Origin of the sequence: Planobispora longispora (genome assembly GCF_016863135.1) — a bacterium.
Taxonomy (GTDB): Bacteria; Actinomycetota; Actinomycetes; order Streptosporangiales; family Streptosporangiaceae; genus Planobispora; species Planobispora longispora.
This window is the reverse complement of the sequence record NZ_BOOH01000060.1, coordinates 63,305-83,438: the sequence shown is the minus strand read 5'-3', so window position 1 is coordinate 83,438 and position 20,134 is coordinate 63,305. Positions and strand designations below refer to the sequence as shown.

Here is a 20,134-nt window from a genome sequence, read left to right as displayed (position 1 = left end):
CCGCGCATGACCGGCCACCCGGCCGGGTCCCCGATCCGGCCGCCGGTCGCGGACGGCCATCCCGTCGTCGAGGGCGGGCCGACCGCCGTCACCGGAGCGACCGGGCCCGGCCTCACCGCCCGGCGGGAGCCAGGGAGTCGAGCCAGCGGGTCAGGCGGGCGCCTTCACGGATCATGATGTCAGGGTCGCGCAGGGCGTTGGCCAGCAGGGACATGCCCTGATAGCCGGCGACGAGCGTGAGGGCGAGGTCATCGGGGTCGGACAGGCCCAGCTCGCGGAACTGAGCCCCGGCCCAGTCCAGCAGTTGCCGGATGGCCCGCCCCGCCTCCCGGTCGAGGGTGCCGTCGGCGCGTTTGTCGAGTTCGACGGCGAGGGTGCCGGTGGGGCAGCCGTAGCGGGCGGCCACCTCGCGCTGGCCGACCCAGGCGGCGACCAGGCTCCTGAGCCGGTCGCGAGGGTCGGGGAGCCGGTCGAGGTCGCCGGTGAGCTCGGCCAGGTGGTGGGTGTGCTCGGCCAGGGCGGCCTGGACCAGGTCGTCCTTGGTCTTGAAGTAGTAGTAGACGTTTCCGACGGGCACGTCGGCGGCTTTGGCGATGTCGGCGATGGTGGTCCGCTCCACGCCCTGTTCGTGCAGGACGCGGGCGGCCGCGGCCGTCAGCCGCCGCCGCTTGTCGCCGCCCCGCCCCCGGGATACCGCTGAGTCAGTCACCCGACTGACTATAGACAACCGCCCGGATCCGCATGCTAGGGTCTCTCTTAGTTAGCCAACTTACTTAGGAGATTGACATGATCGTGGTGACAGGCGCGACCGGCAACGTCGGGCGTTCCCTCGTGCGGGTGCTCGCGGCGGCCGGCGAGCGGGTGACGGCGACGTCCCGGGCGATCGCGGGGGCGGACGTGCCGGAAGGCGTCGGGCAACGGCAGGCGGACCTGACCGCGCCCGAGAGCCTGCGCCCCCTCCTGGACGGCGCCGACGCGCTGTTCCTGCAGAACGGCGGCGCCAGCGCGCACCTGCTCAGCCCGCAGGACATCCTCGACGTCGCCAAGGCCGGCGGAGTCCGGCGGGTGGTGCTGCTGTCCTCCCAGGGGGTCGCGACCCGGCCTGACTCGGCCTCCCACGGGGTCGTGGCGCGGTCCATCGAGGACGCCGTCCGGCAGTCGGGCATGCACTGGACGATCCTGCGGCCCGGCGGCTTCGACTCCAACACCTACGCCTGGGCCGAGTCGGTCCGGACGGCGCGGACCGTCGCCGCGCCGTTCGGCGACGTCGGCCTGCCGACCATCGACCCGGACGACATCGCCGAGGTCGCCGCCGCGGCGCTGCGCGAGGACGGCCACGCCGGGCAGGTCTACGAACTGACCGGGCCCGCCCTCATCACGCCGCGGCAGCAGGCCGAGGCGATCGGCGACGCGATCGGCGAACCGATCCGGTTCGTCGAGCAGACCCGCGACGAGGCCCGGGCGCAGATGTCGCGGTTCATGCCCGGGCCCGTGGTGGAGACCACCCTCTCCATCCTCGGCGAGCCCACCCCCGCCGAACGGCGCCTCAGCCCCGACGTCGAACGCGTCCTCGGGCGCGAGCCCCGTCCCTTCGCGGCCTGGGCCCGGCGCAACGCGGCCGCCTTCCGCTGACCCGTCCCGGCCGGCCGTGGAAATTCCGCCCGCTCCGTTGTCGATTCCGGCGGAGGCCGTACGTCATACAGGTACAGATCGAAGGGAGAGCTCATGAGATACGTGCTGCTGCCCGTCAGGGACGACAGTCCCGGGGCGGAGCCCGGACCGGCCGAGCGGGAGGAGATCATCGCCCGGTGGGGCCGGTTCAACGAGATGCTGGCCGCCAGGGGCGCGGGCCGGGGCGGTCACGAGCTGGCCTCGTCCGGCATCGCCACCACGGTCAGGAAGACCGCGGGCGAGGTGGTCGTCACCGACGGCCCCTACGCCGAGGCGGTCGAGCAGATCGGCGGGTACGTCACGATCGAGGCCGCGAGCATGGACGAGGCGATCGAGTTCGCCGAGGCGTGCCCGTCGGCCGTCGTGGAGATCCGTCCCGTTCCGGATCGGGGGTAGGGGCGCCGTGAAATACGCACTGCTGCTGTACGGCGACGAGAAGATCTGGGCCTCCGCCACCGAGGAGCAGGTCGAGGCGCACGTCCGGTTCACGGAGATGCTCACCGGGCGCGGGGCCTACCTCGGCGGCGAGGAGCTCGACTTCTCCTCCACCGCCGTCACCCTGCGCAAGGGCTCGGGCGAGACGCTGCGCACCGACGGTCCCTACGCCGAGACCGTCGAGCACCTGGGCGGCTTCTACCTCGTGGAGGCCAAGGACCTGGACGAGGCGATCGAGTTCGCCACGGCCTGCCCCGAGGAGATCGTGGAGATCCGTCCCGTGGTCGAGTATCAAGGGTGAATATGAGCGTGACAGCGGCCGAGCAGGCGTACCGGGACCACTGGGCGCGCCTGCTCGCCCTGCTCACCGCCGAGCTGCGCGACCTGGACCTGGCCGAGGAGGCGCTGCAGGACGCCTTCGCCGCGGCCGTCGCCGCCTGGTCTCCGGAGCCGCCGGGCAACCCTCCCGCCTGGCTGCTCACCGCGGCGCGCCGGCGCGCGCTGGACCGGCTCCGGCACGGCGCCCTGGCGGCCAGGAAGCTGCCCCTGCTGATCGTCGACGACCCGGATCCCCCCTCCGTCATCCCCGACGAGCGGCTCCGGCTGATCTTCACGTGCTGCCACCCCGCCCTGTCCATGGACGCGCGGGTGGCCCTCACGCTCCGCTGCGTGGGCGGTCTGACCACCCGCGAGATCGCCCGGATGTTCCTGGTGTCCGAGGCGACCATGGCCGCCAGGATCACCCGGGCCAAGAAGAAGATCGCCCAGGCGGGCATCCCCTACCGCGTCCCGGCCGGGCCGGAGCTGGCCGAGCGCCGCGACGGGGTGCTGGCGACCGTCTATCTGATCTTCACGGAGGGGTACGCCGCGACGGGCGGGGACCGGCTCATCCGCGCCGACCTCGCCGCCGAGGCGGTCGCCCTGGGCCGGATGCTCCGCGAGCTGCTGCCCGCCGACCCGGAGGTGGACGGTCTGCTGGCGCTGATGTTGTGCCACCACGCCCGGCGCGACGCCCGGCTCGGCCCCTCGGGCGAGCTGGTCCGCCTGCCCGAGCAGGATCGCTCCCGCTGGCACCGGGAGGAGATCCGTGAGGCGCTCTCCCTGCTGGCGGCGGTTCCGGGACGCGAGGGCCGCGCCCCGGAACACGCGGAAGGGGGCTCCGGCGGCGACCGCTTCCCCGGGCCCTACCTGCTGCAGGCCGCCATCGCCGCCGAGCACGCGACCGCCGTGCGCGCGCAGGACACCGACTGGCCCGCCATCGCCCGTCTCTACGGCGAGCTGGAGCGGCTCACCGGGTCGGCGGTGGTCCGGCTCAACCGCGCCGTGGCGGTCGCCGAGGCCTCCGGGCCCGAGGCGGGGCTGGAGCTCCTGGGAGGGCTGGACCGGGCGCTGGGCCGCCATCACCTGCTCCACGCCACCCGCGCGGAGTTCCTGCGCCGCCTGGGCCGGGAGCGGGAGGCCCTGGACGCCTACGGCCGGGCGCTGGAGGTCGTCGGCACCGACCCGGAACGCACGTTCCTGCTGTCACGCCGGGCCGACCTGTCCGTCCGGTGAGGGAAGGCCCCGGCCCCGGCCCCGGCGGCGGCGCCGGGGCCAGGGCCAGGGCCAGGCGGGATTCAACGGGCTCACCGGATCCGCCCGGCCGTCACCGGGAGGGCCCGGCCCCGCGCCTCCGGGGGGACGGCCTCACCCGATCCGCTGCAGCGCCCTCTCCCTGCGCTCGGCCACTCTCGACCCCGACTCCCTGCGGGCCATCCTGCGCAGCACGATCGGGGCGAGGATCAGGCCGAGCACGGCCCAGGCGGCCAGCACGCCGGCGGTCTCCAGATGCCGCCAGGACGCGCCGATCTCGATCCCGGCCGCGGCGTCCGGCAGCAGGGCCGAGCGCATGCCCAGGCCCAGCCAGTAGAACGGGAAGACCTGGGCGATCGCCTGCAGCCACTCCGGCAGGGAGGTGATCGGGTAGAAGATCCCAGAGATGCCGATCATGCCCAGGATCGGGAGCTGGAGCAGTCCCTGGCTCCGCGTGCCGGTGAACACCGATCCCAGCACCGCGCCGATGGGCAGGGCCGCGACCACGCCCAGCACCAGCACCCAGGCCAGAGTGAGCCAGGAGCCCGCCGAGGCGGCCGCCAGGCCGCCGATGATGAACAGCCCGGGTATGAGGAAGATCGCGAGGTCGGCCAGCAGGCCGCCGGAGAGCGCGACGACCTTGCCGACCAGGTATCCCCGCACGCCGTGCGGCGTCGCCTTGGCCCGCAGCAGGGTGCCGTCCTCCCGGTCGGCGGTGAGGTGCTGGCTCATGCTGACCATGACGGCGGCCACGTTCATCCCCAGGATGCTCGGCAGGGCCAGGGTGCCCAGCGGCAGGCCGGTGGACCCGAACTCCACATCGCGCAGGAAGAAGGTGACGATCAGCATCAGCACCGGCCACAGCAGGTGGTTCAGCAGGTCGGCGCCGTTGGTGAACGACTGCCGCAACTCGATGAGGCCGCGGGTCCAGCCCGTGCGGATCGCCGTGACGGCCGGGTTCATCGGGTCATCACTCCCCGGCCGGACTCGGCCTGGCGCACCAGGGTCAGGTAGGTGTCCTCCAGGGAGGCCCGGTGGACCTCGAGCTCGCCGAGGGCCTCGCCGTACCGGTCGAACAGCCCGCGCACGAACGCGGTCGACTCGGCGGTGGAGTGCGTGAAGCGCCGCCCGTCGCACACCCAGCGCACCCGGTCCTCGCCGGCGATCCGCCGCGCCAGCTCGCCGGCGGAGCCGTCGGCGATGATCCGCCCGCCGTTCAGGATGACGATGCGGTCGGCGAGCTTCTCCGCCTCGTCCAGATCGTGCGTGGTGAGCATGATGGTGATCCGATGGCTGTCGGTGAGGCCGCGTACGAGGTCGTGGAACTCGTGCCGGGCCTGCGGGTCGAAGTTCGCGGTGGGCTCGTCCAGGAACAGCAGCTCGGGGCGGCCCACGAGGCCGATCGCCACGTCCAGGCGGCGGCGCTGCCCGCCGGAGAGCGTCCTGATCTTCTTGTCCGCGTGCGCGGTCAGGCCGACCGCCCGGATGAGGTCGTCGGCCGGCCACGGTCGCGGTATCGCCTCGGTGGCGTAAGGGGCGTAATAGGCGCCGAGGTGGTCGAGGAGCTCACGCACCCGCCATCTGCCGTGGTCGCGCCAGGACTGCAGCACGATCCCCAGCCGGGCCCGCCAGCGCTCGTCACCGTGCGCCGGATCGGCGCCGAGCACCTGGACGCGGCCGGCCGAGCGCGTCCGGAAACCCTCCAGGATCTCGATCGTGGTGGTCTTGCCCGCCCCGTTCGGCCCGAGCAGGGCCAGCACCTCCCCGTGGTAGGCGCGGAACGTCACATCGTGCAGGACGTCGTCGGGGCCGTAACGCATGCGCAGGCCCTCGACATCGAGCACGATCTCCTTGCTCGTCGTCATCGTCATCTCGCCTTCACCGGATTCACCTCTCACGGCGGGGCGCGCCGGCCACGGACCGGAGCGGCGTGCCGGGGCCCGGCCGCGCGGCCCCGGAGAGCGGCCGGTCATGGCGCGCTCTTCTCCCGAGCCGTTTAACAATCACGAAAGCTACGTTGCGTTTCATAAACGGTCAACGAGAGCAGCCAGAGAATTCTTTGTTCGAGCGGATAAACAGTGGTGATTGTTGCAATGGCGATGTAAGCTAACGCAACGCCCGTCAATGATCGTTGCAATGGTTTGACGGTGAACGCACAGGGGCCGGGCCCCGCGCGATGGGAGGCGAGCACGGATGCCGGGAGGCAGGCTGACCCACGGGGAGCGCCGGGACATCGCGTCAGGGCTGGCCGAGGGGCTCGGCTACGCCGAGATCGCCAGGCGGATGGGCCGGCCGACGTCCACCGTCAGCCGGGAGGTGGCCCGCAACGGCGGACCCGCCGGTTACCGGGCCGACCACGCCCACCAGGCCACCGGGTGGCGCGCCCGCCGGCCCAAGCCGTCCTCGCCCCCGGGACCGGCGGCCGCCGCCGACGCCGGCGGGCGCGACCCCGAGGCGGTGCGCGACTTCGTCGAGCAGTTCGCGGCGCTGATGGTCCAGACAGGGCTCCCCCGGATGGCGGCCCGGGTGTTCACCTGCCTGTTCACCACCGACTCCGCCGCCCTGACCGCCGCCGACCTGGTCCGGCGGCTGCAGGTCAGCCCCGCGTCGGTGTCGAAGGCCGTCGCCTATCTGGAGGAGTTGGAGATCGTACGGCGCGAGCGCGACCCCCGGCGGCGCGAGCGCTACGTCATCGACGACGACCTCTGGTTCCGGGCCTGGATGACGAGCGCCCGCACCCACACGACGCTGGCGGACGCCGCCCGGCGGGGAGCCGGGCTCCTCGGCGCCGCCACACCCGCCGGAACCCGGCTGGACGGCATGGGCCGGTTCTTCGCGCGCCTCGGCGACGACATGGCCGGCGGCTCCCCCGACGCCTCCGTCGAGGACGCGCTGACGGTGCTCGCCGCGCTCGCGCACGCCGGCGCGCCGCTCACCGCGGAGCGCCTGGCCACCGCGCTGGACTGGCCCCGGGACCGCGTCGCCGACGCCCTGCACGACATCGCCCTGCGCCCCGACGTCGCGGGCCCCCTCGCCCTCCGGCGCGTCGCGCCCGGCGCCTACACCGTCGGCGCCCGGCCCGACCTGCTCACCCCGTCGCAGCGCGAGGCCCTCGGCCGCCCGCGGCGGCCCGGAACCACACCGGGTGCGTAGGCTGACCGCGATCACCCGCGACGGTGAAGGAGCCCCCGATGACGACCGACCCGACGATGACGAGGATCGGCCAGGCGGTGGAGTTGCATCACCACCGAGGTCGGCGTGAAGCCGCCCGCGACCTGTTCGCGCAGATCTGGGACGACATCGGCGGCGAGCGGGGCGATCCGCTGCACGTTTGCGTCCTCGCCCACTCGATGGCCGACGTGCAGGACGACGTGCACCAGGAGCTGATGTGGGATCTGCGGGCGCTCGCCGCCGCCGGCCTGGTCACCGATGAGCGGGTGGCCGAGGCCGGGGTGCCGCTCTCAGTGGCCGGCCGGTATCCGTCGTTGCACCTGAACCTGAGTGAGTGCTATCGCAGGCTGGGCGATTTCGACCGCGCCCGTGAACACCTCCGGCAGGCGCGGGCCGGAATCGGCGCGCTGGGCGACGACGAGTACGGACGGCTCATCAGGGACGGCCTGGAACGGCTGGCCGGACAGCTGGATGAGGCCGGAGACCGGTGAGCTCGCGGTCGCGATCGAGGTGACCGGGCAGGTCCGGCCCTGAGGCGAGCCGCTTGTAGAAGAAGCTGCAGTCCTTCAGGGGGCCGTCCGGCGAGGCGGCGTAGGCCGGGACGATCCCGTAGCGGGTCCACCCCTCGGCGAGATAGAGGTGTTCCGCGGCGCTGCCGGTCTCGGTGTCCAGGAGCAGCAGGGCGATCCCGGCCTCGGCGGCGGCCGCCTCGGCGGTGGCCAGCAGGCGGCGGGCCAGGCCCCGGCCGCGGGCGCCGGGGTGGACCATCAGCTTGACGATCTCGGCGCGGTGCCGCCCGTTGGGCTTGCCGGTCAGGACCAGGCTGATGGTGGCGCTGATGCCGCCGGTGTCGCGGCAGACCCAGACGGCGAGGCTCCCCTCGGCCACCGCCGGGGCCTGGGCCTTCCACCAGACGGCCGCCGTCTCCTGGTCGAAGGGGTTCAGAAAGCCCATTGAGGCGCCGTCGCCGACGGTCTCGGCCAGGAGCGCGGCGAGCTCCTCGACGCTGTCGGGGAAGTCCTCGGCGGACAGGCGGTCGATGGTGTTCATCGTTCTCCTCCAGACGTGGAGCCCCCGCCTTCAGGCGTGGGGAAGAAGCCGGACGGGGATTCCCTCTCCGGTGAGACGGGGACGGCGGCCGCACACGACGCGGCGGGGACGGCGGCCGGCACACGACGCGGCGCCGCAGCCGGGGAGCGCGTGGAAGGACCGGTCAGGGCAGGACCACCAGCAGGGCGTAACGCACCGGCCCGGGGCCCGGGCAGCGGAACCGCGAACGGCCCCACAACCGGAACCGCAGGCAGTCCCCGGCCTCCAACTCGTGCACGTGGCCGTCGGCGGTGATCTCCACCGCGCCCTCCAGCACCCAGATGTGCTGCTCCAGCCCCGGGACCGGCGGTCCGTCGTAGGCGATGTCCGCCCCCGGACGGAGGATCCCCTCGACGACCTCGCCGCGCAGGCCCGGGTGCGGCGGGGAGACCGACCTGCGTTCGAAGCCCGACGCCTCGTCCCGCCACACCGCCTGCGCCCCGGCCCGCACCACCCGCGGAGGCTCCGGCTCCACCTCGGCCAGCAGCCGCGACATCGTCCGCTGGTAGACCGCGCACAACCTGCCCAGCAGCGCCGCCGTCGGGCTGATCTCGCCGCGCTCCAGCCGCGACAGCGTCGAGCGGCTGATCTCCGACCGCCGGGCCAGTTCCTCCAGCGACCAGCCACGCTCCGCCCTCAGCTCCGCCAGGCGTACGGCCAGCCGCGTCTCCACGTCGTCTCCGACCGGGTGACCCGGGAGCTCCTCAACGTTTCCCACATCTGAGAAAATATCTCATGATCTTTCGTCGCGGAATCGCCTGAGATCGAACACCCCTCGGTGTCGAAGTTGTGATCACCGACTTCATTTACATTGTAGATTAATTAATCGCGCCGTTCCCTCCGCCCAGGGGTACGGAACGCGTCAGGCCGCCGACCAGCCGCCGTCCACCGGGACGATGGCGCCGTTGACGAACGAGGCGGCCTCGGAGGCCAGGAAGAGGGCGGCGTCGGCCATCTGCTCGGGCTGGGCCATCCGCTCCCCGAGCGCGAGGACCGGGGCGAGCCGGTTCAGGCCGGCCGGGTCGAAGGACAGGTTCGCGGCGATGCCGGTCGCGGTGGGCCCCGGCAGGATCGCGTTGCAGCGGATGCCGTCCTTGGCGTAGGCCCAGGCGATGCTGCGGGTCAGTCCGACGACCCCGTGCTTGGAGGCGGTGTAGGCGACACCGGCGGCGCCGCCGCGGATGCCGGCCTCGGAGGCGGTGTTGACGATCGCGCCGCCGCCCTGGGCGAGCATGTGCGGCAGGACCGCGTGGGTGACCAGGAAGGTGCCGGTCAGGTTGACGCGCAGAACCCGCTCCCACTGCCCGACCGTGACGTCGGCGGGCAGCGCCATGGTGTCCATGATCCCGGCGTTGTTGCACAGCACGTCGATGCGGCCGTACGCGCCGATCGCGGTCTCCACCAGCGCGGCCACCGACGTCTCGTCGGAGACGTCGGCGGCCGCGGCGACGGCGGCGTCGCCGATGTCGGCGGCGGTGCGCTCGGCGCTCGCGAGGTCGACGTCGCACACGACCACACGGGCGCCGGCCTTGGCGAACGCGACGGCCATCGCCCGGCCGATCCCGGAGCCCGCCCCGGTGATCAGTGCGATGCGGTTGTCGAAGGTGGAACTGGTCACGTGTGCGTCCCTTTCGAGCGGAACGGAGGCCGGGCGGCGTCGACGGCCTTCCAATAACCGGACAGTTACGTCCGGTTATTGGCGCCGTCTCCACCCAGGGCGTGTCCGAGCGAGAGGGGGAGGCTGACCGCGATAACCGGACGATGCCGTCCGGTTGCTACCGTAGCCGCTATGCCTGGGGTGCGTCGAGTCAACAGAGGGCCGAGCGCGGCGGCGGAGAACCGGGCGGCGCTGATCGCGGCGGCCCGCGAGGTCTTCGCCAGCGACGGGTACGAGGCCCCGCTCACCTCGATCACCCGTGTGGCCAGGGTCGGGCAGGGCAGCCTCTACCGGCACTTCCCCGACCGGATCAGCCTGGCGCTGGCCGTCTTCGAGGACGGCGTCAGGGAGCTGGAGGCGCTGGCCGCCGAGCCCGGCGCCACCCTCGACGCCATGCTGGCGCTGATGACCGAGCAGATGATCGCCTCGACGGCGTTCGTCGACATGGTGAGCGTGTCCCCCGCCGACCCGCGCATCCTGCGCCTCGGCGACCACGTGGCGGGGCTGCTGGACGGCCTGCTCGCCGAGGCCCGGCGGGCCGGCCGGATCCGGGCGGACCTCACCGCGGGCGACCTGATGCTGGCCGTCGGCATGGTCGCCGGGATCCTCTCCAAGAAACCGGCCGCCGACCGGCGCGAGGCCGCCGAACTGGCGTGGAAGCTGCTCCGCGGCGGCATCGGGGCCTGACCGCCCCGAGCCGCCCCGTCGCCGGGTCGCGCGATCGGCCGGATCACTCCTCGCCGGATCCCGTGGCCAGGTCGGCGAGCACGGCGGCGTGGTCGGAGGGCCACACGCCGTTCACGGGCCGGTCGCCCGCGCGGCGCACGGAGCGCACGTGCCCGAGCCCGCCGGGGCCGGGCGGGCCCACATGGATGTAGTCGATGCGCGCGGGCGGTTCGCGGGTCCGTGCGGCGTGGGGGTTGGCGGGGTCCCAGGTGGCCGCGGGCGCCGCCGGGTCGGCGTACTCCCAGGCGTCCAGCAGGACCTGGCCGGGGACGGCGGGGGCCGTCCTGTAACCGCCCAGCAGCCGCATCTCGTCGGAGTCGGGCAGGGCGTTGTAGTCGCCGGTGACCACGGCGGGGAAGGCGGCTCGGTCCCGGCGGCCGGCGACGAAGCCGGCCAGGGCCGCGACCTGGGCGCAGCGGACCGCCGATTCGTACGGCGCGGGGTTGAGGTGGGTGGTGAAGAACGCGATCGGGCCCACGGGGGCGTCCACGAGGGCGTGCAGGGCCTGGTGACCGTCGTCGCGGCCGCCCGCGACGGGCAGCCGCAGCGTGGCGCGGTCGGTGATCGGCCACCGGCTGAGGACGGCGTCGCCGACATCGGCCGTCGCCTCGCCCAGACGCTCGTGCCAGCGGCCGGGCCGCTCCGAGGCCGCCCAGGTCCAGTGCATGCCGAGCCGGTCGGCGAGCCATCCGGCCAGGTTCTCCCGGTCGTCGGCCCAGACCTCCTGCAGGCCGATGAGGTCGCAGCCGAGCTCCGCCAGGGTGGCCGCGATCGCCTGCCGGCGATCCTGCCAGGGGCCGAACCGCCACCATACGTTCCAGGTCAGGACGCGTATCACGCGGTCTCCCGCGTGTCGCCCGCCTCCGAGGCGCGGGAGAGCGGCCCGCCCTGCACCGGCCCACCCTGCACCGGCCCGCCCGTGCCGATCACCGGCGTGAGCAGCGGGCGCTTGGCGGTGCGGCCGTCACCGGAGGACCGGCCGCGCAGGCGGCGGCCGATCCACGGCCCCGCATACGCGGCCAGCCAGCGCGCCTCGGTCGCCGCCGCCCGCCAGGCCGAGGGGGCGGGCAGCGGGGGGAACGGCGCCATCCAGGTGTCGTCGCTGCCGGGCAGGCCCAGCGCGTGCGCGAACGCGGCGGCGATCCGGTCGTGCCCGATCGGGCTGGCGTGCAGCCGGTCGCTCCCCCACATCCTGGGGTCGGTGGTGAAGGCCAGCGGGAACGTGTCGATCAGCGTGACGCCGTGGCGTGCGGCGGCGTCGGCGATGCGGGCGTTCAGGTCGAGCACCCTGGGGACGAGCGGGCGGGCCAGCGGCGCGATCGCGCCGATGTCGGGGAAGGTCACGGTGACCACGTGCGCCCCGGTGGCGGTCAGCGCCGCGAACATCTCCTCCAGCGCCGCGGTCACCTTCGCGGCGTCGAACCCGGGACGGATCAGGTCGTTCATGCCCGCCATGACCGTGACCAGGTCAGGACGGAGCTCCAGGGCGACCGGCAGCTGCTCGTCGCGGATCTGCGCGGCCTCGCGGCCGCGGACGGCGAGGTTGGCGTAGAGCAGGCCGGGATCGGCGTGGGCGAGCCGTTCGGCGAGGCGGTCGGCCCAGCCGCGGTGACCGCTGATGTCGTCGCCGTCGCCGAGCCCCTCGGTCTGGCTGTCGCCGAGGGCGACGTAACGCGTGTAGTTCATGCTCTCGTCCTTCCGGCATGGGCCGAGCGCTCGGCGAGCGTCCGGGCGGTGCTCCGGCACCAGTCGCGCATCTCCCGCTCCAGCCGGCATCCGGCCAGGCAGGACAGGTACGGGCCGACGCGTTCCCCCTCGCGCAGGAACGTCTCCTCGTCCCGGTCGCCGCGCAGGCGCAGCAGGGTCTTGTCGAAGAACGCCAGCTTGACCGCGGCCTGCTCGGCCCTCTCCAGGAGCTGCGCGATCACCGGCGCGGAGTCGAGCACGTCCACGGCGTGGACCTTGACGGCGAGGTCCTCGCGGAGGAGCAGGGGCTTGGCCGGCGCCGCGGCGAAGGCGGCCAGCTCGGCGACCCCGGCCTCGGTGACGGTGAAGACCCGCTTGTTGGGACGGCCCCGTTGGACGACCTCGCGCCCCGCGACCAGGCCGCCGGCCTCCAGCTTCGCCAGCTCGGCGTAGAGCTGCTGCGGTGCGGCGTACCAGAAGTTGGAGACGCCCACGTCGAAGATCTTGGTGAGCTGGTAGCCGCTGTATTCGCCGTCGAGCAGTGCCGCGAGCACCGCGTGCCGCAGAGCCATCGACTAGTCATCCTCATGACTATTCATGTCGATGACTATAAACGGCGCGGCCGTCCGGCGGCTACGGGACGATCCGGCCGCCGTCACCGGGGCGCCCGCAGGTCTGGCCGCCGTCACCGGGGCGCCCGCAGGTCTGGCCGCCGTCACCGGGATTCCCGAGGGTCTGGCGGCCGTCACCGGGGCGTCCGAGGGTCTGGCGGCCGCGCCGCAGGAAGGCGCGCTCGGCCGCGTTCCCGCTGCGGGCGATCGCCGCCTCGTAGGCGGAGGCCGCCTCCTCCGTACGGCCCAGGCGCCGCAGCAGCTCGGCGCGGACGGCGTGGAACAGGTGGTAACCACCGAGGTCGAGTCCCTCGACCAGGGCGAGCGCCGCCCGCGCCCCCTCGACCTCGGCCACCGCGACCGCGCGGTTGAGCGCGACGACCGGGGTGGGGGTGAAGGCGAACAGCTGGTCGTACAGCCGCACGATCTGCCGCCAGTCCGTGGCGGCCGCGGACGGGGCGTCGCTGTGCACGGCGTTGATCGCCGCCTGGATCTGGTACGGGCCGGGCCGGTCGCGCCGCAGGCACCGCCGGACGATGGCCTGGCCCTCAGCGATGAGATCGCGGTCCCACAGGGTGCGGTCCTGGTCGGCCAGGAGCACGAGCCCGCCGTCCGGGGTGGTGCGGGCGGCCCGGCGCGACTCCACGAGCAGCATGAGGGCCAGCAGGCCCAGGGCCTCCGGTTCGTCGGGCATGAGCCCGGCCAGGAGCCGCCCGAGGCGGACGGCCTCGGCGCACAGGTCGTCGCGGACGAGCGACTCCCCCGAGCTGGCCGTGTACCCCTCGTTGAAGACGAGATAGACGACGGCCAGCACCGCCCGCAGCCGGTCCGGGAGGTCGGCCTCGGCCGGGACCCTGTAGGGGATGCGCGCGTCGCGGATCTTCCCCTTGGCCCGGACCAGCCGCTGGGCCATGGTCGCCTCGGACACCAGGAAGGCCCGCGCGATCTCGGCGGTGGTGAGCCCGCCCAGGAGCCGGAGGGTCAGGGCGACCTGGGCGCCGGTGGCGAGCGCGGGGTGGCAGCAGGTGAAGATCAGGCGGAGCCGGTCGTCGTGCACGGGGCCTTCCTCAGGCGGTTCGTCGGGGGCGTGCAGCAGGGCCGCCTCGGCGTGCCGGTCCTGCCGGGACGCCTCCCGGCGCAGGCGGTCGATCGCCCGGTTGCGGGCGGTGGTGATGATCCATCCCGCCGGGCTCGGGGGCGGCCCGGCGGACGGCCACCGCCTTACCGCCTCGGTGAAGGCGTCCTGGATCGCCTCCTCGGCGATGTCGATGTCACCGAAACGGCGGACCAGGACGGCGACCGCGCGGGCGTACTCCTGGCGGAACACGCCCTCGATCTCCGAGACGGTAAAGGACGGCATGCCGATATCAGCCCTCGGCCTCACCGTGGAACGGCCGCACCTCGATCGGCAGGGTGGTCGCCTCGCTGAGCCTGCGGCCCCATTCGAGCGCGGCGTCGAGATCGGGCGCCTTGATGATCGTGAACCCGCCGATGTGCTCCTTGCCCTCGATGTACGGGCCGTCGGTGACGAGCGTCTCACCGTCCCGCGCCCGCACCACGGTGGCCGTCTCGGGCGCGTGCAGGCCTCCGGCGAAGACCCACGCGCCGGCGGCCCGGAGCTCCCGGTCCAGCGCCTCGACATCGCGCATCACCGGCTCCAGGACCTCGGGCGGGGGCGTCCCTCCGTCGGGCTGGTAGATGCTGAGCAGGTACTGCTTCATCTCGCTTTCCTCCTGACGTGAACGTACCGGCCGGGCCGGCGTCGCATCCGGCCCGTCACCCTTCACACGAACGGCTCCCGCCCGGATCGACACGGAGGACGGTCTCCTGCGGAAGATTTTCTCCGTCGGACCGTCCAGTGGATATTCGATGGATTCGCCCGGCGTCCTCCCCCTACAGTCACCGCGACGTCACATCATCCCCGGGGGGCAGATCATGCGAGTGCACTATCCGCGCACCCCCCACCTGCCCTGGTCTCCCGGGGCGACGGCGGACGACCTGCGCGCCGGCGGCCTGGCGGGGCTGGCGGGCCGGGAGATCGTCGTCACCGAGAAGCTCGACGGGGAGAACACCACCCTGTACCCGGACGGGCTGCACGCCCGCTCCCTCGACTCGGCGCACCATCCGTCCCGCGCCTGGATCAAGGCCCTGCACGGCAGGATCGCCCGGGCCATCCCGCCGGGCCGGCGGATCTGCGGGGAGAACCTCTACGCCCGGCACTCCATCCGGTACCGCGACCTCGACGGCTGGTTCTACGCCTTCTCCGTCTGGGACGGCGACCGCTGCCTGGACTGGGACCGGACCGTGCGCTTCGCCCGGCGGCTGGGCCTCCCGGTGCCCCCGGTGCTGTGGCGCGGCGTCTTCGACGAGCGGGCGCTGCGGGCCCTGCGCCTGGACACCGCACGGCAGGAGGGGTACGTCGTGCGCACCGCCGGGGGCTTCGGCCGGGAGGAGTTCCCGCACCGGGTGGCCAAATGGGTGCGTCCCGGGCATGTGCTGACGGACGAGCACTGGATGCTCGCGCCCGTCGTCGAGAACGGCCTGGGCCCGGCCGCCGCGCTGTGGGAGGTCCGGTCGGGAGGCGCCGCGGACGTGCCGTCGCTCCTGACCGCGCTCGGGATGTCCATGGACGACCTGGTCATGGCAGGGATGTCATGGGGCGGCCCGGCCCTGACCGGGATGTCCGCGGACGGCCTGACCGGGTCTGGGGCGTCATCGGACGGCCTGGGCAGGCTCGCCCGGGCGGAGTCCGCCGTACGGGGACGGAGCGTGCCCGCTCCCGGGGCCGGGAGCGCAGCCGCCGAGCGTGCCGGAGCGATCGTGGCCGACGTCTCCGCCCGGCTCGATCTGTTGGACCGTTCCGGGGACGCCCGGCTGGCGGGCGTGCTGGCGGCCCTGTTCCCCCCTGCGCACCGGTCATGGCTGGCGCCCCGGCTGGTGGCCCCCCTCGGCATGCCCCTGGCCCGGCGGGTCGCCGACCTCGCCGGGCTCCACCCCCGCCTGCACCTCCCTTTCCCCGACGAGGCGCGCCGGACCGGCCTGGTACGGCTGGCGGCAGCGGCCGACCTGGGCATTCTGCACGCGGTCGCCGCCGCCGTCCTGACCGGGCGCGACGACGCCGAGGCCGCCGGGGCGCGCGAGCAGACCGCCTGGTCCGAGTTGCACGCCGAAGAGGCCGGGCTGCTCGGGGAGGGACCGCTGGAACCGCTGCGCGCGGGCCTGCGCCAGGCATTCCGCGAGTCCCGCGAGCTCGGCGTGCCCGGAGGGTTCGGCGTGCCCGGAGGGTTCGGCGTGCCCGGAGGGTTCGGCGTGCCCGGAGGGTTCGGCCAGGGCGGGGCGGGCGGTCCCGGCGCGGCGGGACCGCGGGAGACGCCCGCCGGACACGACCCCGACGTGGCCGACCGGTGCTGGGCCGAGGCCAGGGACGCCTACGCGCTGGGCCGGGCCGCCACGCCCGAGGCGGCCGTGGCGCTGACCCGGCGCTGGCGGTCCGGCCGCTTCCCCCGGCTGATCGTCACGGTGGGGCCGTCGGGCAGCGGGAAGAGCACCTTCGCCCGGCGCCTGGCGGGCGCCGACGCCGTCGTCTCGCTCGACGACCTGCGCGAGGCCCGCGGCTCCCGGGCCGACCAGCGGGCCAACCAGGCGATCCTGCGCGAGGGCCTGGACAGGCTCGGCGCGCTCCTGGCCGCGGGCCGGACCGTCGTCTGGGACGCCACGGCCCTGAACCGGCGCCAGCGCTCCCTGGTGCACGCCGTCGCCCGCCGCTGCGACGCGCTGACGACGCACGCCGTCATGCTGGTCCCCGGCGACGTCCTGAGCCGGCGCAACCGCGGCCGGGCCCACCCGGTGCCGGAGGAGGTGCTCTCCGCCCAGCTCCGCCGCTTCGACCCGCCCTATCCCGGTGAGGCGCACCGCACGTGGTACATCGGAGCGGAGGGGGACGTCCGCGACACCGCCGGAGCCCTGCACGGCGACGAGGAGGGATGAGAGTGCGGACGAGCGAGGAGATCTACCACCGGGTCCGCTGGGACCCGCGGTTCGACCCGGCCCGGTTCACCCTGGGGATCAACGTGCGCGGGGCCGCTCCCAAGCGTGTCCCGCTGCCGGCCTTCACGCCCGGGGGCGACATCCCCTGGCACCGGATCCTGTTCGTCGAGGCGGACGGCGAGGTCGTCTGGGACCGCGCGACGGGACTGGACCGCATCGACGCGACGCGGGCCGGACGGGTGCGGGACCCGCGCAGGCTCCGGGCCCCGTTCTTCACCGCGGACACGCCGTCCGCCTGGGACCCGGTCGCGGGCTGGCGTCCGGCGGAGGCCGTGCCGGCCGGGCGGGCGCCGGCGGCCGGGGCCCGGCTGCGCGTGCTGACCTGGAACACCCTGTGGGACCGCTACGACAGCGACCGCATCGCCACCGACCGGCGCAGGCCGCTGCTGCTGGAGGCGCTCGAGCGGGCCGACGCCGACGTCATCGCACTGCAGGAGGTCGAGGCCGGGCTGCTGGAGGCGCTGCTGCGGGCCCGGTGGGTCCGCGCCGGCTACACGCTGGGCACCGGCCCGTCGGGCCGCGACGTCGACGACAGCGGGCTGCTCCTGCTCAGCCGCCTGCCCGTACGGGAGGCGGGCCACCATGTCCTGGGCCCGTACAAGGCCGTCACGGCGATCACCGTCGAGTCCGCCTCCGGGCCGGTCGTGGTGGCCGCCACCCATCTCACCAGCGACCACTCCGCCGACGGCCCCGCCCGCCGCGAGGCCGAGCTCGCCCGGCTCGCCGAGGTGCTGGCCTCCGTGGACGGCGACGTGATCCTGCTGGGCGACTTCAACGACGGCGGGAGCGGGCCCGCCCGGGTGCTGGGCGCGCGCGACGCCTGGACCGAGGTGCACGGCCCCGGCGACCGGACGCCGACCTTCGACCCGCGGGTCAATCCGCTGGCGGCGGTCTCCTCGCTGTCCGGCCGCGCCTCCCGGCTCGACCGGGTGCTGATGCGCGGCTCCGGCCTGCGGGCCGAGGGGACGGCCCTGCTGGGCGACTCCCCCGCGACCCCGGACGGCCTGTTCGTCTCCGACCATTACGGCCTCGCCGCGGACATCACCGTGGACACCGCCGAGGACACCGCCGAGGACACCGCCGAGGACGTCACCGCGGGCACCATCACCAGCGAGGACCGGCTCGGGACCGCGGGCGCCGCCACCGGCGAGGACCGGCTCGGGTCCCCGGGGGCTCCGGGCGCTCCCGGGATTCTCGGGGTGCGGCCGACGGCGCGCACGGCGGTGGTCTGGATCCCGCCGCGGGAACTGTGGCCGGCGATCCAGGAGATCCGCCGGGAGCACGACCCCGGAGTCCGCAGGTGGCCGCCGCACGTCACCGTGATGTTCGGATTCGTCCCGGAGTCCCGTTTCGAGGAGGCGATCCCGCTCCTGGCCGCCGCGGCGGCCGGGACGGCCCCGTTCACCGCCCGGCTCGACGGCGTCCGCTCCTTCCCGCACCGGGACGGCCACACCGTCTGGCTCGATCCTGCCGCGGCCGGTCCGGAGCCGTGGGCCGGGCTGCGCGACGCACTGGAGCGCCGCTTCCCCGGCTGCCGGGGCCGTTCCACGGGCTACACCCCGCACCTGACCCTGGGCCGGGCGCGGGATCCCGAACGGCTCACCGCCGATCTCGCGGCGCGGCTCGGCGTGATGTCCGCGCGTGTCGGCGAGCTGGTCCTGCTCTCGCGGCGGGGCGACGAGCCCATGCGGCCGCGGGCCGTCGTCGCCCTGGGGGCGGGGGAAGCGCGCTGGCTGGACCATGAGGCGGATGACCTCGGCGGGCCGCGCGCGACCGGCGGCCGCAGACCCGGCGGGGCGGATACGGCCTCGGAGACGGACCATCCCGGCCTCGGCCGGGTGGAGGAGGGACAGGCAGACGAGGCACGGGCGCTGGAGGTCGTGGAGCGGTTGCGGGCCGCGCTGGGCGAGGGGATCGTCCATGTGACCGGGTCGAGGCGCCTGGGCTGCGCGCTGCCCGGCGCGGACCTGGACCTGGTGGCGGTGCTGCCGGGGACGCCTGATCTGGCCGACGTCGAGGCGCGGGTGCGGGCGGCGCTGCCGGAGACGGCCGCGATGCGCCGCGTGACCGGCGCCCGGGTGCCCGGCCTCCGGCTGCGGCTCACCGGCCCGGGCCCGCGGTCCCTGGCGGAACAGGACCCAGGCCCTGGCCCGGGACCCGTCACGGGCACCGCCCCGGGACGGGTCACAGGCCATGAAACGGGACCCGTTGCAGGGACCGCCCCGGGACGGGTTGCGGGCCATGAAGCGGGACCTGTTGCGGGCACCGGCCCGGGGACGGATCTGGACGTCGATCTGGTCGTCGTCGCGGCCGGGCGCGTCGCCCCCGCCGAGGCGGTGCCGCGCCGCGCCGAGCTGGGAGAGGCCGCCGCGATCGCGCTGAGCGCGGTCAGCGACGCCGACGCGGTGCTCGACGCGGTCGGCGCGGGTCGCGCCGCCTTCGCCGGGCTGGCCCGGCGGGTGAAGGCGTGGGCGCGGGCTCGGGGATTGGACTCGGCCCCGTACGGCGGGCTGCCCGGCCTGGCCTGGACCGTCCTGGCGGCGCGGACGGCGATCGAGGCCGGGGAGCTGCCCGCCGACGACCTGCTGCGGCACTTCTTCGGCACGTGGGCCGCATGGGACTGGAACCGTCCGGCCGGGCTCCGGCCGGACGACCTCTCCCGAGACGACCTCTCCCAAGACACCGTCTCCCGGGACGCCGTCTCCTCGAAAGACGCCTCCCCGCGCGCCGTCCCGTGGGCGGAGCGGTCCGGGGCCGCGGACGGCGACTCCGGCGCGGCCGTACGGATCCCGACCCCGACCGAACCGGTCCGCCTCTGCAGCGAGCAGGTCGGCGCGGGCTGGCGGGATCTCCTGACGCAGGAGCTCTACGCCTGCTGGGAGGCCCTCGACGCGGCGGCCGGCGGCGGCCGTGACCCCTGGTCCGCGCTGCTCTCGCCGCCGCCGATGCACCGGCGGCACGCGGCGTGGGCGGTCGTCACCGTCCGGGCGGTGCGGGGCGAGGAGTTCGACGTGACGCTGGGCCGCGTGCGCGGCCGGGTGCGTGCGCTGCTCACCGTCCTGGAGCGGGCGGGTGCGACGGACGCGCACGCGTGGCCCCGGCCGTTCGAGACCGCGTCCGGACTGGCGCGGTTCGCGATCGGACTGGGCCGCGCGCCGCTGGACGCGGCGGAACTCGACGCGGTCGCCGGTCCGTGGGCCGCGGGCCTGCGCGGGGCCGATGTCGCGTGGGCGGGGGGCGGCGAGGTTCCGACGCTGCGCTGACCGCGGCCGTACACATGTGACCTGCGACATCAGGTTCCCGGCCGGTACGGGGAGGGGCTCGCGGGATCCCCTCCGCCACACCGGCGACGGGGAAGTGGAATAACCACCCCCCAACGTCCGTTAGAGTCATCGTGCCGATGTGGTTTGTGTCCCCCGGGCCGCAAATTACCGCCTTCACGGAATACCGTTCGGCTGGAGCCGTGTTG

Annotated in this window: 20 protein-coding genes; 9 read left to right on the top strand and 11 right to left on the bottom strand. The window is 74.4% G+C overall.

Annotated features, from left to right (window positions below; genetic code table 11):
- Positions 1-112: 112 nt before the first annotated feature.
- Entirely contained in the window at positions 113-709 is a 597-nt protein-coding gene (locus Plo01_RS34625; RefSeq protein ID WP_203894978.1) for a TetR/AcrR family transcriptional regulator, read from the bottom strand.
- Positions 710-786: 77 nt separating this feature from the next.
- Here Plo01_RS34625 and Plo01_RS34620 point away from each other — a divergent pair, with 77 nt between their 5' ends.
- The 4 genes from Plo01_RS34620 to Plo01_RS41165 all read left to right on the top strand — a co-directional run bounded on the left by Plo01_RS34620 (position 787) and on the right by Plo01_RS41165 (position 3,660).
- The gene (locus Plo01_RS34620) at positions 787-1,632 is read left to right on the top strand and encodes an NAD(P)H-binding protein (RefSeq protein ID WP_203894977.1); all 846 of its coding nucleotides are present in this window, start codon (positions 787-789) and stop codon (positions 1,630-1,632) included.
- Positions 1,633-1,725: 93 nt separating this feature from the next.
- Entirely contained in the window at positions 1,726-2,067 is a 342-nt protein-coding gene (locus tag Plo01_RS34615; protein WP_203894976.1) for a YciI family protein, read from the top strand.
- A 7-nt stretch (positions 2,068-2,074) separates the two neighbouring features.
- A complete protein-coding gene (locus tag Plo01_RS34610) occupies positions 2,075-2,407 on the top strand; it encodes a YciI family protein (RefSeq protein WP_239317648.1) in 333 nt (110 codons plus the stop codon).
- Positions 2,408-2,409: 2 nt separating this feature from the next.
- Positions 2,410-3,660: an RNA polymerase sigma factor gene (locus tag Plo01_RS41165; protein WP_203894975.1), complete on the top strand. Its 1,251-nt coding sequence runs from the start codon at positions 2,410-2,412 to the stop codon at positions 3,658-3,660.
- Between the two features lie 132 nt (positions 3,661-3,792).
- On the opposite strand, the gene Plo01_RS34600 is transcribed toward Plo01_RS41165, so the two are convergent.
- Both Plo01_RS34600 and Plo01_RS34595 read right to left on the bottom strand, forming a co-directional pair.
- Positions 3,793-4,641, bottom strand: coding sequence for an ABC transporter permease (locus Plo01_RS34600; RefSeq protein WP_203894974.1), 849 nt, complete (start codon positions 4,639-4,641; stop codon positions 3,793-3,795).
- Positions 4,638-5,543, bottom strand: a complete 906-nt coding sequence (locus Plo01_RS34595; RefSeq protein ID WP_239317646.1) for an ABC transporter ATP-binding protein — start codon at positions 5,541-5,543, stop codon at positions 4,638-4,640. Before Plo01_RS34595 ends, Plo01_RS34600 begins: the two co-directional genes overlap by 4 nt.
- A gap of 328 nt (positions 5,544-5,871) precedes the next feature.
- Between Plo01_RS34595 and Plo01_RS34590 the strand changes: the two genes are divergently transcribed.
- Both Plo01_RS34590 and Plo01_RS34585 read left to right on the top strand, forming a co-directional pair.
- The gene (locus Plo01_RS34590; protein WP_203894972.1) at positions 5,872-6,831 is read left to right on the top strand and encodes a MarR family transcriptional regulator; all 960 of its coding nucleotides are present in this window, start codon (positions 5,872-5,874) and stop codon (positions 6,829-6,831) included.
- 38 nt (positions 6,832-6,869) lie between these two features.
- Complete coding sequence (locus Plo01_RS34585; RefSeq protein WP_203894971.1) at positions 6,870-7,340, top strand: tetratricopeptide repeat protein; 471 nt, start codon at positions 6,870-6,872, stop codon at positions 7,338-7,340.
- Here the strand turns inward: Plo01_RS34585 and Plo01_RS34580 are convergent.
- The 3 genes from Plo01_RS34580 to Plo01_RS34570 form a co-directional block, all read right to left on the bottom strand.
- Complete coding sequence (locus Plo01_RS34580; protein WP_203894970.1) at positions 7,285-7,899, bottom strand: GNAT family N-acetyltransferase; 615 nt, start codon at positions 7,897-7,899, stop codon at positions 7,285-7,287. The genes Plo01_RS34585 and Plo01_RS34580 overlap by 56 nt on opposite strands.
- A 163-nt stretch (positions 7,900-8,062) precedes the next feature.
- Positions 8,063-8,656 carry a helix-turn-helix domain-containing protein gene (locus tag Plo01_RS34575; protein WP_203894969.1) on the bottom strand — a complete coding sequence of 198 codons (594 nt, stop codon included), beginning with the start codon at positions 8,654-8,656 and terminating at the stop codon, positions 8,063-8,065.
- Positions 8,657-8,800: 144 nt separating this feature from the next.
- Complete coding sequence (locus Plo01_RS34570) at positions 8,801-9,556, bottom strand: SDR family NAD(P)-dependent oxidoreductase (protein ID WP_203894968.1); 756 nt, start codon at positions 9,554-9,556, stop codon at positions 8,801-8,803.
- Between the two features lie 171 nt (positions 9,557-9,727).
- On the opposite strand from Plo01_RS34570, the gene Plo01_RS34565 reads away from it, so the two are divergent.
- Positions 9,728-10,282 carry a TetR family transcriptional regulator gene (locus Plo01_RS34565; RefSeq protein WP_203894967.1) on the top strand — a complete coding sequence of 185 codons (555 nt, stop codon included), beginning with the start codon at positions 9,728-9,730 and terminating at the stop codon, positions 10,280-10,282.
- A 43-nt stretch (positions 10,283-10,325) separates the two neighbouring features.
- Here the strand turns inward: Plo01_RS34565 and Plo01_RS34560 are convergent, their stop codons facing one another.
- From Plo01_RS34560 to Plo01_RS34540, 5 genes are all read right to left on the bottom strand, one after another.
- Positions 10,326-11,159, bottom strand: a complete 834-nt coding sequence (locus Plo01_RS34560; protein WP_239317644.1) for an endonuclease/exonuclease/phosphatase family protein — start codon at positions 11,157-11,159, stop codon at positions 10,326-10,328.
- Entirely contained in the window at positions 11,156-12,007 is an 852-nt protein-coding gene (locus tag Plo01_RS34555) for an SGNH/GDSL hydrolase family protein (protein WP_203894966.1), read from the bottom strand. Before Plo01_RS34555 ends, Plo01_RS34560 begins: the two co-directional genes overlap by 4 nt.
- Positions 12,004-12,579 carry a PadR family transcriptional regulator gene (locus tag Plo01_RS34550; RefSeq protein WP_203894965.1) on the bottom strand — a complete coding sequence of 192 codons (576 nt, stop codon included), beginning with the start codon at positions 12,577-12,579 and terminating at the stop codon, positions 12,004-12,006. Before Plo01_RS34550 ends, Plo01_RS34555 begins: the two co-directional genes overlap by 4 nt.
- 61 nt (positions 12,580-12,640) lie before the next feature.
- Positions 12,641-13,978, bottom strand: coding sequence for an RNA polymerase sigma factor (locus Plo01_RS34545; protein WP_203894964.1), 1,338 nt, complete (start codon positions 13,976-13,978; stop codon positions 12,641-12,643).
- A 7-nt stretch (positions 13,979-13,985) separates the two neighbouring features.
- Positions 13,986-14,339, bottom strand: coding sequence for a YciI family protein (locus tag Plo01_RS34540; protein WP_203894963.1), 354 nt, complete (start codon positions 14,337-14,339; stop codon positions 13,986-13,988).
- Positions 14,340-14,553: 214 nt separating this feature from the next.
- On the opposite strand from Plo01_RS34540, the gene Plo01_RS34535 reads away from it, so the two are divergent.
- Together Plo01_RS34535 and Plo01_RS34530 are read left to right on the top strand one after the other, a co-directional pair.
- A complete protein-coding gene (locus Plo01_RS34535) occupies positions 14,554-16,605 on the top strand; it encodes an RNA ligase family protein (protein ID WP_203894962.1) in 2,052 nt (683 codons plus the stop codon).
- Entirely contained in the window at positions 16,602-19,928 is a 3,327-nt protein-coding gene (locus Plo01_RS34530) for a poly(A) polymerase (RefSeq protein ID WP_203894961.1), read from the top strand. The genes Plo01_RS34535 and Plo01_RS34530 overlap by 4 nt, the downstream gene beginning before the upstream one ends.
- The last annotated feature ends 206 nt before the right edge of the window (positions 19,929-20,134 follow it).

Bases quoted from the DNA above. Each gene is read 5' to 3' on its own strand.
- Plo01_RS34590 (WP_203894972.1), top strand. From the start codon at position 5,872: ATGCCGGGAGGCAGGCTGACCCACGGGGAGCGCCGGGACATCGCGTCA.
- Plo01_RS34580 (WP_203894970.1), bottom strand. From the start codon at position 7,899: ATGAACACCATCGACCGCCTGTCCGCCGAGGACTTCCCCGACAGCGTC.
- Plo01_RS34600 (WP_203894974.1), bottom strand. From the start codon at position 4,641: ATGAACCCGGCCGTCACGGCGATCCGCACGGGCTGGACCCGCGGCCTC.
- Plo01_RS34585 (WP_203894971.1), top strand. From the start codon at position 6,870: ATGACGACCGACCCGACGATGACGAGGATCGGCCAGGCGGTGGAGTTG.
- Plo01_RS34530 (WP_203894961.1), top strand. From the start codon at position 16,602: ATGAGAGTGCGGACGAGCGAGGAGATCTACCACCGGGTCCGCTGGGAC.
- Plo01_RS34595 (WP_239317646.1), bottom strand. From the start codon at position 5,543: ATGACGACGAGCAAGGAGATCGTGCTCGATGTCGAGGGCCTGCGCATG.
- Plo01_RS34540 (WP_203894963.1), bottom strand. From the start codon at position 14,339: ATGAAGCAGTACCTGCTCAGCATCTACCAGCCCGACGGAGGGACGCCC.
- Plo01_RS34620 (WP_203894977.1), top strand. From the start codon at position 787: ATGATCGTGGTGACAGGCGCGACCGGCAACGTCGGGCGTTCCCTCGTG.
- Plo01_RS34555 (WP_203894966.1), bottom strand. From the start codon at position 12,007: ATGAACTACACGCGTTACGTCGCCCTCGGCGACAGCCAGACCGAGGGG.
- Plo01_RS34535 (WP_203894962.1), top strand. From the start codon at position 14,554: ATGCGAGTGCACTATCCGCGCACCCCCCACCTGCCCTGGTCTCCCGGG.
- Plo01_RS34550 (WP_203894965.1), bottom strand. From the start codon at position 12,579: ATGGCTCTGCGGCACGCGGTGCTCGCGGCACTGCTCGACGGCGAATAC.
- Plo01_RS34615 (WP_203894976.1), top strand. From the start codon at position 1,726: ATGAGATACGTGCTGCTGCCCGTCAGGGACGACAGTCCCGGGGCGGAG.
- Plo01_RS34565 (WP_203894967.1), top strand. From the start codon at position 9,728: ATGCCTGGGGTGCGTCGAGTCAACAGAGGGCCGAGCGCGGCGGCGGAG.
- Plo01_RS41165 (WP_203894975.1), top strand. From the start codon at position 2,410: ATGAGCGTGACAGCGGCCGAGCAGGCGTACCGGGACCACTGGGCGCGC.
- Plo01_RS34545 (WP_203894964.1), bottom strand. From the start codon at position 13,978: ATGCCGTCCTTTACCGTCTCGGAGATCGAGGGCGTGTTCCGCCAGGAG.